Annotated in this window: 18 protein-coding genes; 17 read left to right on the forward strand and 1 reads right to left on the reverse strand. The window is 72.2% G+C overall.

All coding sequences use genetic code 11. The features are described from left to right. Nucleotides 1-256: 256 nt before the first annotated feature. The 14 genes from QZ433_RS06155 (at nt 257) to QZ433_RS06220 (ending at nt 13,282) form a co-directional block, all read left to right on the forward strand. A complete protein-coding gene (locus tag QZ433_RS06155) occupies nt 257-1,273 on the forward strand; it encodes a VOC family protein (RefSeq protein WP_295780776.1) in 1,017 nt (338 codons plus the stop codon). A 34-nt stretch (nt 1,274-1,307) separates the two neighbouring features. Next, on the forward strand, nt 1,308-2,267 hold the full coding sequence (locus QZ433_RS06160) for a fumarylacetoacetate hydrolase family protein (protein WP_295780777.1): 960 nt from the start codon (nt 1,308-1,310) through the stop codon (nt 2,265-2,267). A 152-nt stretch (nt 2,268-2,419) separates the two neighbouring features. Then, nucleotides 2,420-3,355 carry a cyclase family protein gene (locus QZ433_RS06165; protein WP_295780804.1) on the forward strand — a complete coding sequence of 312 codons (936 nt, stop codon included), beginning with the start codon at nt 2,420-2,422 and terminating at the stop codon, nt 3,353-3,355. Nucleotides 3,356-3,386: 31 nt separating this feature from the next. Continuing rightward, nucleotides 3,387-4,520, forward strand: coding sequence for an FAD-dependent monooxygenase (locus QZ433_RS06170; RefSeq protein WP_295780779.1), 1,134 nt, complete (start codon nt 3,387-3,389; stop codon nt 4,518-4,520). Next, nucleotides 4,517-5,542, forward strand: coding sequence for an amidohydrolase family protein (locus QZ433_RS06175; RefSeq protein ID WP_295780781.1), 1,026 nt, complete (start codon nt 4,517-4,519; stop codon nt 5,540-5,542). Before QZ433_RS06170 ends, QZ433_RS06175 begins: the two co-directional genes overlap by 4 nt. Then, nucleotides 5,539-6,540 (forward strand): fumarylacetoacetate hydrolase family protein, encoded by a 1,002-nt coding sequence (locus tag QZ433_RS06180; protein WP_295780783.1) that lies wholly within the window; start codon nt 5,539-5,541, stop codon nt 6,538-6,540. Before QZ433_RS06175 ends, QZ433_RS06180 begins: the two co-directional genes overlap by 4 nt. Continuing rightward, complete coding sequence (locus tag QZ433_RS06185) at nt 6,537-7,298, forward strand: SDR family oxidoreductase (protein ID WP_295780784.1); 762 nt, start codon at nt 6,537-6,539, stop codon at nt 7,296-7,298. The genes QZ433_RS06180 and QZ433_RS06185 overlap by 4 nt, the downstream gene beginning before the upstream one ends. A 130-nt stretch (nt 7,299-7,428) precedes the next feature. Then, nucleotides 7,429-8,922, forward strand: coding sequence for an MFS transporter (locus QZ433_RS06190; protein WP_295780786.1), 1,494 nt, complete (start codon nt 7,429-7,431; stop codon nt 8,920-8,922). A gap of 21 nt (nt 8,923-8,943) precedes the next feature. Beyond that, the gene (locus tag QZ433_RS06195) at nt 8,944-10,521 is read left to right on the forward strand and encodes a GMC oxidoreductase (protein ID WP_295780787.1); all 1,578 of its coding nucleotides are present in this window, start codon (nt 8,944-8,946) and stop codon (nt 10,519-10,521) included. A gap of 114 nt (nt 10,522-10,635) precedes the next feature. Continuing rightward, a complete protein-coding gene (locus tag QZ433_RS06200; protein ID WP_295780789.1) occupies nt 10,636-11,025 on the forward strand; it encodes an ester cyclase in 390 nt (129 codons plus the stop codon). 139 nt (nt 11,026-11,164) lie between these two features. Further along, on the forward strand, nt 11,165-11,446 hold the full coding sequence (locus QZ433_RS06205; RefSeq protein WP_295780806.1) for a hypothetical protein: 282 nt from the start codon (nt 11,165-11,167) through the stop codon (nt 11,444-11,446). After that, nucleotides 11,443-11,907 (forward strand): BLUF domain-containing protein, encoded by a 465-nt coding sequence (locus QZ433_RS06210; RefSeq protein ID WP_295780791.1) that lies wholly within the window; start codon nt 11,443-11,445, stop codon nt 11,905-11,907. The genes QZ433_RS06205 and QZ433_RS06210 overlap by 4 nt, the downstream gene beginning before the upstream one ends. Further along, entirely contained in the window at nt 11,904-12,605 is a 702-nt protein-coding gene (locus tag QZ433_RS06215; RefSeq protein ID WP_295780792.1) for an alpha/beta hydrolase, read from the forward strand. Before QZ433_RS06210 ends, QZ433_RS06215 begins: the two co-directional genes overlap by 4 nt. 26 nt (nt 12,606-12,631) lie before the next feature. Continuing rightward, complete coding sequence (locus tag QZ433_RS06220) at nt 12,632-13,282, forward strand: Pr6Pr family membrane protein (RefSeq protein ID WP_295780794.1); 651 nt, start codon at nt 12,632-12,634, stop codon at nt 13,280-13,282. Here QZ433_RS06220 and QZ433_RS06225 read toward each other — a convergent pair. After that, nucleotides 13,277-13,981 (reverse strand): SGNH/GDSL hydrolase family protein, encoded by a 705-nt coding sequence (locus tag QZ433_RS06225; RefSeq protein WP_295780796.1) that lies wholly within the window; start codon nt 13,979-13,981, stop codon nt 13,277-13,279. The genes QZ433_RS06220 and QZ433_RS06225 overlap by 6 nt on opposite strands. Nucleotides 13,982-14,115: 134 nt before the next feature. Between QZ433_RS06225 and QZ433_RS06230 the strand changes: the two genes are divergently transcribed. The 3 genes from QZ433_RS06230 to QZ433_RS06240 all read left to right on the forward strand — a co-directional run. Next, complete coding sequence (locus QZ433_RS06230) at nt 14,116-14,478, forward strand: hypothetical protein (protein WP_295780798.1); 363 nt, start codon at nt 14,116-14,118, stop codon at nt 14,476-14,478. Between the two features lie 198 nt (nt 14,479-14,676). Continuing rightward, the gene (locus QZ433_RS06235; protein ID WP_295780800.1) at nt 14,677-15,438 is read left to right on the forward strand and encodes an SDR family oxidoreductase; all 762 of its coding nucleotides are present in this window, start codon (nt 14,677-14,679) and stop codon (nt 15,436-15,438) included. A 59-nt stretch (nt 15,439-15,497) separates the two neighbouring features. Then, on the forward strand, nt 15,498-15,823 hold a 326-nt coding region (locus tag QZ433_RS06240), incomplete at its 3' end, for an isochorismatase family protein (RefSeq protein WP_295780802.1).

Consider the following 15,823-nt stretch of genomic DNA (forward strand, 5'->3'; position numbering starts at 1 on the left):
CGCCGCCGCCGCTCTCTCCTGACGTCGCCGCGGCGATGCAATGTCCCACTTTTGGTGGGTTGGATGCCGCCCAGGTGACCACTTCTGGGACATGCGCCGCCAGAAAGGGGACGAGGTCCCTCGCCGAGCCTGGCACAGCGCCGCGGTATCGATCACGCCGATACGCGGCATCCACAGGATCGGCTTCCCTGATACATACTTCGGTCGGATAGTGGAAGAAGAGTCGGAACGAGCCGATTCACCGAAAGGATCGAAGATGATCAAGCTTCTCTCTCATCTGTCGTTCGTCGCGATCACGACTCCGGATGTCGAGGCGTCGGTGGACTTCTACGTCAACCAGGTCGGTCTGACCGAGGTCGCCCGCGAGGACGGCCGCGTCTACCTCCGCTGCTGGGGCGACTACTACGCCTACTCCGTCGTCGTCGCGCACGGAGACGAGCCCGCGCTCGAGACCATGGCCTGGCGCACCTCGTCGGCCGAGGCGCTGGACGAAGCCGCGAAGCGCGTGCAGGCCGCCGGCATCGAGGGCGAGTGGTTCGAGGGCCGCGGCATCGGCCGGGCGTTCCGCTTCACCGGCCCGTTCGGCCACAACATGACCCTGCACTGGGACGTCGAGCGCCACCGTGCCGAGCCGCACACCGCGTCGATCTTCCCCGACCGTCCCGAGAAGCGCAGCCCCGTCGCGGGCGCCCCGCGTCAGCTCGACCACGTCACGGTCGCCACGCAGGACGTCGACGCGTTCGTGCAGTGGTACGTCGACACGCTCGGCTTCCGCTTCATGGCGCGCACCGTGCTCGACGAGGCGCCGATCTCGGTGTTCTCGGTCCTCACGACGAACGAGAAGTCGCACGACCTCGGCGTCGTGCTCGACGGATCGAGCCGCGCCGGCCGCATCAACCACTACGCCTTCTGGGTCGACACCCGCGAAGAGCTCCTCATCGCCGCCGACACCCTCATGGAGAACGGCGTCCCGATCGAGTACGGCCCCAACATCCACGGCATCGGCGAGCAGACCTTCCTCTACTACCGCGAGCCCTCGACGCTGCGCATCGAGCTCAATACCGGCGGGTACCGCAACTACGTGCCCGACTGGGAGGCCAACACCTGGAAGCCCTCGCAGGGATCGAACAACTTCTACCGCAACGGCCGCATGCCGATGTCGATGACCGAGTCGTTCCCGCCCGCCGACGGCCCCAGCGCCACCGAAGAGGGCGTGCCCGACGAGATCAAGGACGCCCTGCTGAACCCCTACGCCGTCGAGGGCCGGGGCTGAGCGAAGATCCCGGTCGGGGAAAGTGAGCACCACCATGACGACGGCACCATTCGCCCTCGCCCGTTTCCGAGAAGGGGATGCCGTGCGCATCGGCCTCGTGGCCGGCGACCGCATCCGCGCTCTCACCGACGACGAGCTGGGCGGCGGTCTGAACGCCTTCCTCGCCGACCCCGACTGGGATCGCCTCGACGCCCTGGCCTCCGGGCGAGAAGAGGCGCCGGGGGAGTGGCATCCGCTCTCGGATGTCACCCTCACGGCGCCCGTCGAACCCCGCCAGGTGCTGCAGACCGGCGCCAACTACCGCGAGCACGTCATCCAGCTCGTGGCGGCGGGACTGACGCAGAACACCGATCGCACGCCCGAGGAGGCGCACGCCTTCGCCGCCGAGATGATGGACGAGCGCGCGCGCAGCGGTGAGCCGTACTTCTTCATCGGGCTCGCCGCGTGCGTCGTCGGCGACGACGTGCCGCTCGTGCTCCCCGCCTCCAGCGAGGTGCACGACTGGGAGCTCGAGCTCGCCGTGGTGATCGGCAAAGAGGCCTTCCGGGTCTCGCGCGAAGACGCCCTCGACTACGTCGCGGGGTACACGATCGTCAACGACATCACGACGCGCGACCTCGTCTTCCGCAAGGACATGAAGGAGATCGGCACCGACTGGTACCGGGCGAAGAACGCCCCCGGGTTCCTGCCGACCGGTCCCCTCCTCGTGCCCGCGCGCTTCGTCGACCCCGCCGACACCGCGGTGCGCCTCGAGCTGAACGGGCAGGTGATGCAGGATGCCAACACCTCCGACCTCCTCTTCGACGTTCCCGCCCTCGTCTCGGCGGCGTCGCAGACCCACCCCCTGCTGCCCGGCGACCTGCTGCTGACGGGCAGCCCCGCCGGCAACGGGCAGCACTGGAAGAGGTTCCTCCGCGACGGCGACGTCATGACCGGGACCATCGGCGCGCTCGGCACGCAGGTCGTGCGGTGCGTGGGGGAGGCGGGATCGTGACCCTTAGACAGGCTCAGGGTCCCGACGCTGCGGCTCAGGGTCCCGACGCTGCGGCTCAGGGCCCCGACGCTGCGGCTCAGGGGCTCGACGCTCCGGCGCAGCTCCCGTCGGAGAACCCGGCCGACCTCGACCGGCAGAACCCCGAGGCCGAGATCGCGCTGCGCGCCGAGGCCTACCGCAATTGGGGGCGGTGGGGCGACGACGACGTGCTCGGCACGCTCAACTTCATCGACGACGACATCCGCCGGGCGGCCGCGGCCCTCGTGCGAGAGGGGCGCTCGATCTCGCTGTCGCAGCCGTTCGACACAGACGGTCCGCAGAAGGGCTGGCGCCGCCGCACCAACCCCGTGCACACGATGACCGACACGGGCACCGACGCCGAGCGCGGCAACCAGGGCTTCCCGCACGGCATCGGCGGCGCTGACGACGTCATCGCGATGCCCCTGCAGTGCTCGACGCAGTGGGACGGTCTCGGTCACATCTTCGACCACGGCTTCGCGTGGAACGGCCGCCGGGCGGGCGACGTCGTCACCAGCGACGGCGACCTGGTCACGGGCATCGAGCACGCGGCATCCGTCATCGTCTCGCGCGGGGTGCTCCTCGACGTGGCCCGGCACCTCTCGCCCGAGACGGGGGAGCTCGCCGACGGCCACGCGATCACCGTCGCCGACCTCGAGGCGTGCGCCGCCGCCGAGGACGTCGAGGTGCGCCGCGGCGACATCGTGCTCGTGCGCACCGGCCACTACACCCGTGCCCGTCGCGAGGGGTGGGGCGACTACGCCGGGGGCCCCGCGCCCGGCCTCTCGCTCACCACCGCCGGGTGGCTGCACCGCACCGAGATCGCGGCGATCGCCACCGACACGTGGGGGTTCGAGGTGCGGCCGAACGAGTTCGACGTGCCGGCGTTCCAGCCCCTGCACCAGGTCGTCATCCCGAACCTGGGACTGACGATCGGCGAGATGTGGAACCTCGACGAGCTCGCGTCGGCGTGCGCCGAGGCGTCACGCTGGGAGTTCCTGCTGGCGGCTCCCCCGCTGCCGATCACCGGAGCAGTCGGGTCGCCGGTGAACCCGCTGGCCCTCCTCTAACCCCCCCGTCCCAGAACAGAGAGGTTCTGACATGACCGCCGTTCAGAAAGTCGCGATCGCCGGAGCCGGCGTCGCGGGCCTGGCCACCGCCATCTTCCTCGCGAAGGCCGGTGTCGAGGTCGACCTCTACGACGCCCAGCCCGCGCTGTCGACGCGCGGATCGGGTATCACCCTGCAGGGCAACGCCCTGCGCGTCTTCGACGAGCTCGGCGTCTGGGACGAGGTTTCGGCCGCGGGCAACGCCTTCGAAGGGCTCAACCTGCGCGCGCCCGGACCCGGCGCGCCCGTCGTCGCAGCCCTTCCCGACCTCAAGACCGGCGGCCCCGACTACCCCTCCACGATGGGGATGTCGCGCCCCGACCTGGCCCGCATCCTCCTCGCCGCCGCCGAGCACCACGGCGCCCGCGTGCACTTCGGCACGCGCGTCACCGGCGTCTCGCAGACCGACGACGCGGTCGCCGTGGAGGTCGACGGGGAACCCGCGGGAACGTTCGACCTGCTCGTCGGCGCCGACGGCCTGCACTCCGCGGTGCGCGAGCTGATCGGCATCCACGTCTCCCCCGAGCAGACGGGCATGGGCATCTGGCGCACCTTCGTGTCGCTGCCGCCCGACGTCGACCGCAGCGAGCTCTACTACGGCGGTCCGATGTACATCGCCGGCTACACGCCCACCGGCGACGACACGATGTACGCCTTCCTCGTCGAGGCCGCGCAGGACCGCTCGCAGGCCACGCCCGAGGAGGCGCGGCGCATCATGGTGGAGCAGTCCCGCGCGTACGACGGGCCGTGGAACCACATCCGCGCCGACATCGAGGCCGGGGCCGACGCCAACTACACGTGGTTCACCCGCCACCTCGTCGACGCGCCGTGGAACCGCGGGCGCGTCGTGATCATCGGCGACGCCGCCCACAGCTGCCCGCCGACGATCGCGCAGGGCGCGGCCCAGGGGCTGGAGGACGCCGCCGTGCTCAGCGAGCTCCTCGTGCAGCGGGATGCCGTCGACCAGGCGCTCTGGGACGCCTTCCACGAGCGCCGCGTGGCGCGGGCGAAGGCGATCGTCGAGGCCTCGGTGCAGCTCGGCCAGTGGCAGCTCGACGGCGTCCGCGACGCTGACATGGGCGGTCTGCTGTTCGGTGTCGCGCAGCTGACGGCGGCCCGCGCATGAGCGCGGTCGAGGGGCGGGGCGTCACCGACGTCCACGCGCACCTGCTCATGCCGGGGCTGCACGCCGAGGTCGAACGCCGTGTGCCCGACGAGGTGCAGGCCGCGGCCGACCTCGAGCTGCGCCGCAACGGCCTGGCGAGCATCCAGGCCTCGGGGCGCATGATCGGCGAGCGCTTCCCGCGCCTGACCTCGGTCGACGCGCGCCTGGCCGCGATGGACGCGCAGGGGGTCGAGCGGCAGTGGGTGAGCCCCTCGCCGAACCACTTCTACCCGTGGGCGAACGAGGGGCTGGCGACCTGGACGACGGGGGAGGCCAACCGCCTCATCGCCGAGCACGTCGCGCAGGCGCCCGACCGGCTCGTGGGCCTGGGCACCGTGCCGCTGCAGCACCCGCACCTCGTCGTCGACGCCCTCGACGACGCCGTGCTCGGTCGCGGGCTCGCGGGCGTGGAGATCTCGTCATTCGCGGGAGACGTCGAGCTCAGCGACGACCGCCTCGAGGCGTTCTGGGCGCGCGCCGCCGAGCTGCGCGCGGTCGTCTTCCTCCACCCCTTCGGTTGCTCGCTCGACGAGCGCCTCGACCGGTTCTACCTCTCGAACACGGTCGGCCAGCCCACCGAGAACGCCGTGGCGCTCTCGCACCTCATCTTCGCGGGCGTGCTGGATCGGCATCCGGGACTCCGTCTCGTCGCCGCGCACGGCGGGGGATACCTCCCCACCGCGATCGGCCGCTCCGACCGCGCGTGGAAGGTGCGCCCCGAGGCGCACGGCTGCGCGCACGCCCCCTCGACGTACCTGTCGAAGCTGTGGTTCGACACCGTCGTGCACGACGAGCGGGCGCTGCGCTGGCTCGTCGAGGCGGCCGGGGCCGACCGGGTGCTGCTGGGCAGCGACTTCCCGTTCGACATGGGGCTCGACGATCCCGTCGGCTTCGTGCGGGGCGCGGGACTGGCCGCGGCGGAGGTCGACGGCATCCTGGGCCGCAACGCCGACGAGCTGCTGCGCACGCGGGTGCACGCATGAGGATCGCGCGGTGGGCCGATGGCGCCGACGTCGGGGAGGGCTTCGTCGACGGTGACGCGGTCGTGCCGTTCCCCGACGGGCTGCGCGTGGCCGAGGTGCTCGCGCAGGGTCTCGAGGCGGCGCACGCGCTGTTCGCACGTCGTGACGGCGCGCTCGCGCGACCCCTCGCCGAGGTGCGTCTGCTCGCTCCGCTCGTGCCCGCGTCGATCCGCGACTTCGTCGCCTTTGAGGAGCACGTCGAGGGCGTGAGCGCCTCGGTCGACGGCAAGAGCGAGGTCGTGCCCGAGTGGTACGAGGCGCCGACGTTCTACTTCACCAACCCGCACACCGTGCGGGCGACGGGCGAGGTCGTCGAGATCCCCGAGACGCAGCGCCTCGACGTCGAGCTCGAGCTCGCGGCCGTCATCGGCGCCGCGCCGGGCTCGGACGGAGAGAGCGTGGATGCCGCGACCGCGGCGCGGCACATCTTCGGCTACACCGTGATGAACGACTGGTCGGCCCGCGACCTGCAGTCGCGCGAGATGAAGGTGCGGCTGGGTCCGGCCAAGGGCAAGGACTTCGCGATGACCCTCGGCCCGTGGATCGTCACGGCCGACGAGCTCGAGCCGTTCCTGGATGACGAGGGCTTCCTCGCCGTGCGGGCCGAGCTCTTCGTCAACGGGGAGCTGATCGGCCACGACCTCGTGTCGAACATGGGCTGGCCGTTCCCCGAGCTGGTGATGTACGCCGCGCGGAACTCCGTCGTCGTGCCCGGCGACGTGCTCGGCTCGGGCACGGTCGGAAACGGCGGCTGCCTCGGCGAGCTGTGGGGCCGCCGGGGCGGTCTCGACCCGCGCCCGCTCGAACCCGGCGACGAGGTGCGCCTGGTCATCGAGGGCGTCGGCGAGATCGTCAACGTGGTCGGCGAGCGGGTGCCGGCGCCGCCCGTGCCGCGCGCGCGGGTGCGGTCGCGGGCGCGCGAGCGGGCCGACGCGACGGGCGTCGCGGCCGGGCGATGAGCGCGCCGGGCCTGCCGGACCTCGCGGGGCACCTGTTCGTCGTGACCGGCGCCGCCGGGGGACAGGGCGCCGAGGAGGCGCTGGCCCTCGCCCGCGCGGGCGCCGAGGTGGTCGCGGTCGACCTGGCCGACGAGGCTCCGGCGCTCGCCGGAGAGGGCGCGATCTCGTACCGCCGCCTCGACGTCGCGAGCGAGCGGGACTGGGCCGCGCTCGCCGCGTCGCTCGACGGCCGCCGCGTGCGCGGGCTCGTCAACAACGCCGGCATCACCCACCGCGCGCGCATCGGCGATCTCGCGCGAGAGGACTGGGATCGCGTGTTCGCCGTCAATGTCACGGGGGCGATGCTCGGCATCCAGGCTCTGCTGCCGCTGATGGATGCCGGGTCGTCGATCGTCAACATCGGTTCGGTCGCGGGGCTCACGGGGCACTACACGGCGGCGTACACCGCGAGCAAGTGGGCGCTGCGGGGGCTCACGCACGCGTGCGTCACCGAGCTCGGGCCCCGCGGCATCCGGGTCAATCTCGTGCACCCCGGGTTCATCCGCACGCCGATGACGGCGTCGGCGCCGGACGCGTTCGCGCGGGCGAACACCGCGATCATCCCGCTGCACCGCCTGGGCGAGGTCGACGAGGTCGCGGGCATCGTGGCTTTTCTGCTGTCGGATGCCGCGGCCTTCATCACCGGCGCCGAGATCGGCGTCGACGGCGGACAGGCGCTGTCGGGCGCGGCGACCGTCCTCGCGGATGCGCTCCGCTAATGTTGAAAATCGACATAAGTCGGGTATGCTGGACGTGACGTCGGGGCCCCAGGGGTCCGTTCGCCCGGTGAGGGAGCCGGAGCGGCACACACGGTCGCGTCGATCGCCCGGTCGTACGGGCGCCCCACGCATGACTCTCTCCCCCGCGCGCCTGCGCGTGCTCGTCGCCGCCCTGCTGGCGGTCTCGTTCCTCGGTGCCCTCGACCACACGATCGTCTCGACCTCGCTCGCCACGATCGCCGGCGACCTCGGCGCCCTCGCCCACATGAGCTGGATCATGGTCGGCTACACCCTCGCCGCCACCGTGATGCTGCCCGTCCTCGGCAAGCTCGGCGACGTCGTCGGTCCCCGCCGGGTGTTCCTCGTCTCGCTCGTGCTCTTCCTCGCCGCCTCGCTCGCGTGCGGATTCGCGCCCGACCTCGGGTGGCTCATCGCCGCCCGCGTCGTGCAGGGGCTCGGCTCGGCCGGACTCCAGCTGATGTCGCAGACGATCATCGCCCGCGTGACCAGCCCGCGTCAGCGTCCGCGCTACATGGCGGTCATCGGCGCGGCCTTCCCCGTCGCGATCGTCGTCGGGCCGGTCGTCGGCGGCGTCATCACCGACTACGCGAGCTGGCCCTGGGTGTTCTGGATCAACCTGCCCGTGGGCCTCGTCGCCCTCGTGCTCGTCGTCGCGGCGGTGCCGAAGCTCCCCGGCGGAGCGCACCCGCGGTTCGACGTGCCGGGCTCGCTCGTCTTCACCGGCTCGCTCCTGGCACTGATCCTCGCGGTCACGTGGGCGGGCGACGACGCGCTGCGCCCCGCGGCGATCGCGTGCGCCGCGGCGGCGGTCGTCGGCATCCTGGCCCTCGTCGCGATCGAGCGTCGCGCGGCCGCCCCGATCCTGCCCCCGAGGATCCTGCGCGACCGCACGATCCTGGTCTGCCTCGGGCTCTCGCTCGTCGTGGGGGCGGGACTGTTCTCGGTGGTCGCCTACGTGCCGACGTACGTGCAGATGGCGTATCGCACCACCGCGACGGTGTCGGGCCTCGTGCCGATCGCGACCGTGCTCGGCATGCTCGTCAGCAGCCTGCTGACCGGGTGGCTCGTCAGCCGCTCGGGTCGCTACCGCCCGTACCCCGTGGCGGGCACCGCGCTCGCCGCCCTGGGGCTGACCGCGATGGGCCTGCTTCCGGCGGGGATGCCGCTGTGGGTGCCGATGATCGTGATGGCCGCGGTCGGCATCGGCACGGGGGCCTTCACGAACCTCATCTTCGCGGTCGTGCAGAGCGCCGCCTCGCGCGACGACCTCGGGGCGGTCACCGCGACGACCAACCTCGTCCGGCAGATCGGGGCCGCCGTCGGCACCGCGGTGGTCGGCGGGATCATCGGCGTCGCGGTGGCCGCGGGTCTTCCCGCGGGAGTGGATGCCGCGACCCTCACGCCCGGCGCGGCTCGAGCGGCGACGCCGGCCGTGCAGGAGCAGATCGGCACGGTCTACCACGACGCCTTCGCGCCCGTCTTCCTCGGCCTCGCCGTGGTGTACGCCTGCGGCGTCGCGATCGCGCTGCTGCTGCCCGCCGCGCGTCTCTCGGACGAGACGCCCGCGCCCGCGGCATCCGTCCGCGCTCGCCAGAGCGCCTGAACGCCCCTCGAAGGAGAGACCATGACCGTCGCCCCCACCATCGCCGTCGTCGGCAGTGGACCCATCGGCTCGACCTACGCCCGGCTGCTGCTCGAAGCGCTGCCCGAGGCCCGCGTGATCATGTTCGAGGCCGGACCCCAGGTGACCCCTCGTCCGGGCGAGAGCGTGCGCAACCTCACCGACCCCGACGAGAAGGCGCGCGCCCGCGAGATGTCGCAGGGGCCTCAGGCTGGGCAGTACCGCGACTCCCTCGGCATCCTGGCCGGGGCGGTCGTGGAGGGCATGTTCACCGCGCGCGGGGGGACGCACCTGCTGGACTTCGGCGGCGAGGGCTCCGCGCACGCGGCGGACTTCCCCGCCGCCGCGGCCGCGACGAACGTCGGCGGGCAGGGAGCGCACTGGACCTGCGCGATCCCCCGACCGGCGTTCAGCGAGAAGCTCGACTTCATCGGCGACGACGAGTGGGAGGACCTCGTTTCGACCGCCGAGGGCCTGCTGCACAAGCAGAGCGCGGCGTTCTCGGACTCGCCCGTCGGCGCGGCCATCCGCACCCTGCTCGACCGGGAGTTCGCCGACGAGCTGCCCGAGGGCTACGGCGTGAGCACGCTGCCGGTCGCGGGCGACCCGCAGCCCGACGGCACCATGCGCTGGGCCGGGGCCGACACCGTGCTCGGACCCCTCATCGAGCCGGGCACCGACACCGCCGCGCGGTTCGAGCTGCGCGATCTCACCCTGGTACGCCGCCTCGAGCACGACGGCGCACACGTGCGGGGCGTGGTCGTCGAGGACCTGCGCACCCGCGAAGAGGCGTTCGTCGAAGCGGATGCCGTCGTGGTCGCCGCCGACGCCTTCCGCTCTCCGCAGCTGCTCTGGGCCTCCGGCATCCGTCCCGCGCCCCTCGGTCGGTACCTGACCGAGCATCACGTCGTCATCAGCACGGTCGCGCTGGACGCCGAGCGCATGAGCGCGCTCGTCTCGGAGGACGAGCTAGAGGCCGAGCTCGCCCGCCGCGCCACGAACCCGGCCGACCCGGTCGCCGCGGTCAACCGCATCCCGTTCTCCGAGCCCGACCACCCCTACTCGGCGCAGATCATGTACGCCGAGACGCCGCCGTTCCCCCTCCCCGTCGACCACCCCGCGGCCGACAACCGGTGGGGGTACGTCAACATGGGCTTCGGCACGCGCAAGTTCCCCCGCGTCGAGGACGGCGCCGTCTTCAGCGACGACGAGCTCGACTACCGCGGCATGCCGAACTTCACGATCGAGTACGCCCTCACCGAGCGCGAGAACGCCGAGATCGCCGAGGCCATCGCGCGTCTGCGCCGCGCCGGCCAGGCCCTGGGCACGTTCATCGCCGAGCCCCGGCTTCTGCCCAACGGCTCGAGCCTGCACTTCATGGGGACGATGCGCGCGGGCACCGACCCCGCGACGTCGGTCGCCGATCCCTTCTCGCGCGTGTGGGGGTTCGAAAACCTCGTGGTGGGCGGCAACGCGCTCATCCCCACGGCGAACACGATGAACCCGACGCTCACGAGCGTCGCGATCGCGGTGCGCGGGGCCCGTCGTCTGGCGGAGTCGCTCGACGCCCCCGTCACCTGAGGCCTCCCGCCCCCTCTCCTCGCGCGAGGTGCCAGAAAGCGTCGCTTCGGCTCCGTGCGAGCGACCTTTTCTGGCGACTCAGGTGTCGACGGGGGCGGTGGCGATAATGAGGGGATGGAGCCCTGGGAGACGCGTGAGTGGTTCGGGGAGTTCCTCGACGCCCTGAACCGGCACGATGTCGAGGCGGTCCGCTCGTTCGTGCACCCCGCGGTCCGCAGGGCGCACCTTCCCGCCGGTGCCGCGGCGTGGATCGCGGATTACGCCGAACTGCTGCACGGGTTCCCCGACTGGCAGTACAAGCGCATCCAGCTGCTGGTCGAGGACGACCGCATCGCGGTGCACCTGCGCGGGAGCGGGACCCACACCGGCCCGTTCGCGCATGTGCCTGCGACGCGCCGGCGGGTCAACATCGCCTCGTTCGCGATGTACCGGGTGGAGCACGGACTCGTCGTCGAGGCGACCGGCACGGACGACGCCGCGCAGCTTCGCGCCGCGATCGGCTGACACACGGCTGCGTTCTGAGCGGAACGCTGCGTTCGAGTGCCTTCCTCTGCGCGATCTGTCAAGGGCGGTCCGGTGTCGGGGGTCGCGGGTACGTTCGCTCATGCCCGATCGACCACGGGCAGAAGGAGCGGCGACCGTGATGTCTACCGACCGCCCCGGCGCAGGAGTCGTGTGGGCCCGCGTCGAAGAGGGTTTCCACGTGGGCAGCCGCAAGGGCGTGTTCCTCGGGTACATCGACCGGCAGCCCGACGGCGGGTTCCTCGCCTACGACGGCACGTCCCGCGTGGTGGGCCGATTCGCCGCCCTCACCGCCGCCATGGCGGCCGTCACCAACGGCCAGCCGGCCCAAGAGGACGAGATCACCCTCGAGCAGGTGCGGGTGCCCGCGCCGCGCGCCCTCGGGCGTGGAGCGGTGTCGTGAGCGCGCCGCTGGTGTCGGTCTCGTACGTCAGCACCGCGACCGCACCGTTCGACGACGAGCGTCTGGCCGACCTGCTGACGCAGAGCCGCCGCTCCAACCACGCCCACGACCTCACCGGCATGCTGCTGTACCGGCGGGGTCGGTTCTTCCAGGTGCTCGAGGGACCGCAGGACGCGGTGGAGCACCTGATGGATGCCATCCGTCGAGACGATCGTCACTCCGACGTGCGCGTCCTCCTGTCCGAACGGATCGACGAGCGCCGTTTCACCGAGTGGACGATGGGGTACGAGCCGATCGGCGTCCCCACCACCCCGGCGCCCGAGGGGTTCCGCGACACCTTCGACGACCTCGAGAGCGACGACGACGACGCGATCATCCGCGCCGTGCGCGAATTGACCGTCTGGTTCCGTGCCCGCACGCTCGCGGGCACGGCCCTTCGCGAGAAAGAAGATGCACGATGACCACGATCGTCCTCATTCCCGGCGCCATGCACGGCCCCTGGGTGTTCGAGCCGCTGCTGGCCGCGCTGTCCGAGCGCGGGGCGACGGCCGTCACCGTCGACCTGCCCAGCATCTCCGATGACACCGCCACGATCGGCTCGTTGACGGACGATGTGGATGCCATCCGCTCCGCGGTCGCCCGCGTCGAGGGGCCGGTGGTGCTCGCGGCGCACTCGTACGGCGGCGTTCCGGCGCGGGCGGCGGCGGCCGCGACCGATTCGGTGCGGGGTCTCGTGATGATCGCCGCTTTCGCCCTGCCGGTCGGTGTGTCGCTGCTCGACGCGCAGGGCGGCGAGTTCCCGCCGGGCTACGAGCGATCGGCCGACGGACGCGGCGTGAAGATCGGCGACATCGCCAAGACCATCTACTCCGGCGTCCATCCCGCCGTCGTCGAGAAGGCGCTTCCGCGGGTGCAGTGGCAGAGCGTGGAGTCCTTCACGCAGCCGGCTCCGGCCGCGCCCGGCCCCGACGTGACGATCGCGACGATCATCGCGACCGAAGACAAGGCACTCCCGGCCGACCAGCAGCGCCAGTGGGCCGAGTCCTCGGACGCGCGGGTGGAGGTGGCATCGGGTCACTCTCCGCACGTGTCCCACCCCGACGCGGTGGCGGATGCCATTCTCGACACGGTTCGTCGGGTGGAGGCCACCGTGCGGTGACGCCGCACGGGCGATATCGTCTCGGGATGCCGTCCCCTCCCGCCTCCGCGAGCGCGTACCCGTGGCGCGCCCGCGGTCGCGTCATCGGCGGGTCAGCGGTGCTCGCGGTGATCGCCTACGCATACGTCCTGCGGATCGCCGTGCGCGATGCGAACCCCTTCGACTTCTTCGGGTACTTCACGAATCAGACGAACGCACTCACTGCCGCCGTGCTCATCGTCATCGGGCTGCTCGCGACGAGAGGCCGGCGCCTCCCGTCGGCGCTCACCGTGGCGTGGGGCGTCGGGGTCGCCTGCCTCATCGTGGTCGCCGTGGTCTACAACGGCCTGGTCCCGGGGACGGGCTCGGCGCCGCCGTGGGTCAGCGCCGTGCTCCACGCCGTCTTCCCCGCGCTGGTCGTCGTCGACTTCGCCACCGCGCCGGATCGCCCGGTGCTGCCGTGGAACCGGCTGTGGTGGGTGCTGCCGTACCCGCTGCTATGGGTCGCCGTCGTGCTCTTGCGCGGCGCGACCGACGGGTGGGTGCCCTACGGCTTCATGCTTCCCGAACGCGGCCTCGCCTCGCTCGTGCTGCACGTGGTCGGCATCCTGCTGCTGCTGCTCGTCGCGGCGACCGGGGTGTGGGCTCTCAGTCGTGTCCGGTGGGCGGGGCGCACGCGGACTCGGCACCCGTCATAGCGGTGGGTCGAGGGCGCGGAGCGCGGCATCCATGCGGCGCGCCATCTCGGCGTAGCCGGTGTCGTTCGGGTGCAGGCCGTCGTCGGCCATCCAGCTGTCCGACGAGCCCGCGTAGTGGCCGTCGAGCCAGCGACTGGCCCCGTCGACGTGGTCGGCGCCGATGCGCGTCGCCGCGTCGCGCACCCACCCCGCGATGACGTCGACCGACGCCGGCCGCTCGGCGGTGTACCAGAACGGCTCGACCACGACGATCCGGGCCTCGGGCAGCCCCTCGCGCAGGCGGTCGAGGTCGCTGTCGATCGTGCGGTGGATGGCGTCGGCGCGATCGTCGTAGCTGAAGTTGTCGTTCAGGCCCATTGTGACGAAGACGATGTCGGGATCGTCGGCGATCACGAGCGCGGGGATGTCGTCCAGGCCGTCGCGCATGGACGCGCGGCGGTTGACGAAGCCGAGACCGTTCTCGCTGCGGTTGATCTCCTGCCATCCGCGTTCGGTCGAGATGACGCTCGACCATCGGCGTTCGGGGGCGCTGGCACCCGTGCCGCGGGTGTACGAGTCGCCGTAGAACGACACCACGGGACCATCCGCCGACGCGGGCGGTGTCGTGACGGCGGGGTCGGGGGCGGCGGGGGAGCACGCGGCGAGACCGAGGACGAGGGATGCCGTCGCCACGGCGGTACGGAGGAGCCGGGTGCGCATGTGCCCATTGTCGCCCGCGCCCGGCGCGCCCGGGCCGCGCCGACCGACGACCTCCGCGAGCGTGCGCCGTACCGGAGTGCGACCCCCGGGGCAAGCGGCCCCTCCCGCGGACGCGCACCCCCCAGGCTGAGTCCATGAGATGTGTGACCTACGCCGGCGAGACCGTGACCACGACCGATGACGTGGCGGAGGCGCTCGTGCAGCTCACCGCCTCCATCGCCGCCGACGGCCAGGCCGAGGCGGTCAGCATCCCGATCGTCACCCCCACCGGAGAGACCGAAGAGGCCGAACTGGTCATCGGCGTCGGCAACGACGTGCTCAGCGCCCCGGCCGACGACTGGACGGGCGACGAGCCCGACTTCGGCTGGGCGGCCGAAGAGCTGCGTCAGCACAAGCGTTTCCCGCAGGCGCCCGCCGTGGCCCACGAGCAGACGATCGACACCGACAACCCGGACGCCTTCTGGGATCCCGACCTCGACGGATTCACCCGCGCCTGACCCCCCCCGCACCGGCGGGGGGAGCTCGTCAAGCCCATCCCCGTCGGCGCACCGCGGCCTAGCGTGGGTGCTCCGCAGCGGACGCGACCGGTTCATCGCCCCGCTGCGTGAGCCCCGGTCAGTCCGGGCGGCCCGCCGTTTCGCGGCGTCGCCCGGACGCTCGACCCCCGGGGTCGCCGCGCCGACGAAGATGGACTCATGCTGTCTTCCCTCGTCACCGGCGCCTCGCGCGGAATCGGGCGCGCGATCGCCGTCGCGTTGAGCGCGCGGGGCGACCGCGTCGCCGTGCACTACGGCTCCGACCGTTCCGCCGCCGAAGAGACCCTCGCGCTGCTGCACGGCGATGGTCACGTCCTGATCGGCGGCGACCTGTCCGACCCGGCGGTGGCGGAGCGCGTGGTGGACGAGGCGCTGGCGGCGCTCGGTCGCATCGACGTGCTGGTCAACAACGCGGCCATCGCGCCGAACGCCGAGACCTCGCACCCCATCGCGACCGCCGATTACGAGACGTGGCACCGCACGTGGGAGCGGATGGTCGACGTCGACCTGCGCGCCCCCGCGAACATGACGTTCCTCGTCGCGCGCTCCCTCATCGACCGCGGGTCGCCAGGATCGATCGTGAACGTCGGCTCGCGCGGCGCCTTCCGCGGAGAGCCCGAATTCCCCGCGTACGGCGCCGCCAAGGCCGGCCTGCACGCGATGGGGCAGTCCCTCGCGATCGCGCTCGCCCCGCACGGCATCGCCGTGACGAGCGTCGCGCCGGGGTTCGTCGGCACCGACCGCCAGCAGCAGAAGCTCACCGGGCCCGAGGGGGACGGCATCCGGGATCAGAGTCCCTTCGGTCGCGTCGCGACACCCGAAGAGGTGGCGGATGCCGTGGTGTACCTCAGTTCGCCCCGCTCGCAGTGGGCGTCGGGGGCGATCCTCGACATCAACGGCGCCTCGCACCTGCGCAGCTGAGGGGTCGCCCGCGGGCAACCCCTCGCGGTCGCGTTCGACCGGGGTCCAGACTCGAGGACATGCAACCCGTGCTCGTGATCATCGACATCCAACGCGACTACTTCCCCGGGGGTCGGCATCCGCTCGTCGAACCGGATGCCGCGGCCGACGCCGCCGCGAGCGTGCTCGCTCGCCATCGTGAACAGGGTGCGCCCGTGATCCACGTGCGTCACGAGAGCCCGGCCGGCGGCGGCTTCCTCGAGGGGGGCACCGACGGTGCCGAGATCGACCCCCGCGTCGCTCCGGCCGCGGACGAGACCGTGATCGTCAAGCACGCGCCCAACTCCTTCGTCGGCACCGACCTCGACGACCGCCTGCGCGCCCTGGGCGATCGGCCCCTGCTCGT

The sequence above is a fragment of the uncultured Microbacterium sp. genome (genome assembly GCF_913776565.1).
Taxonomy (GTDB): Bacteria; Actinomycetota; Actinomycetes; order Actinomycetales; family Microbacteriaceae; genus Microbacterium.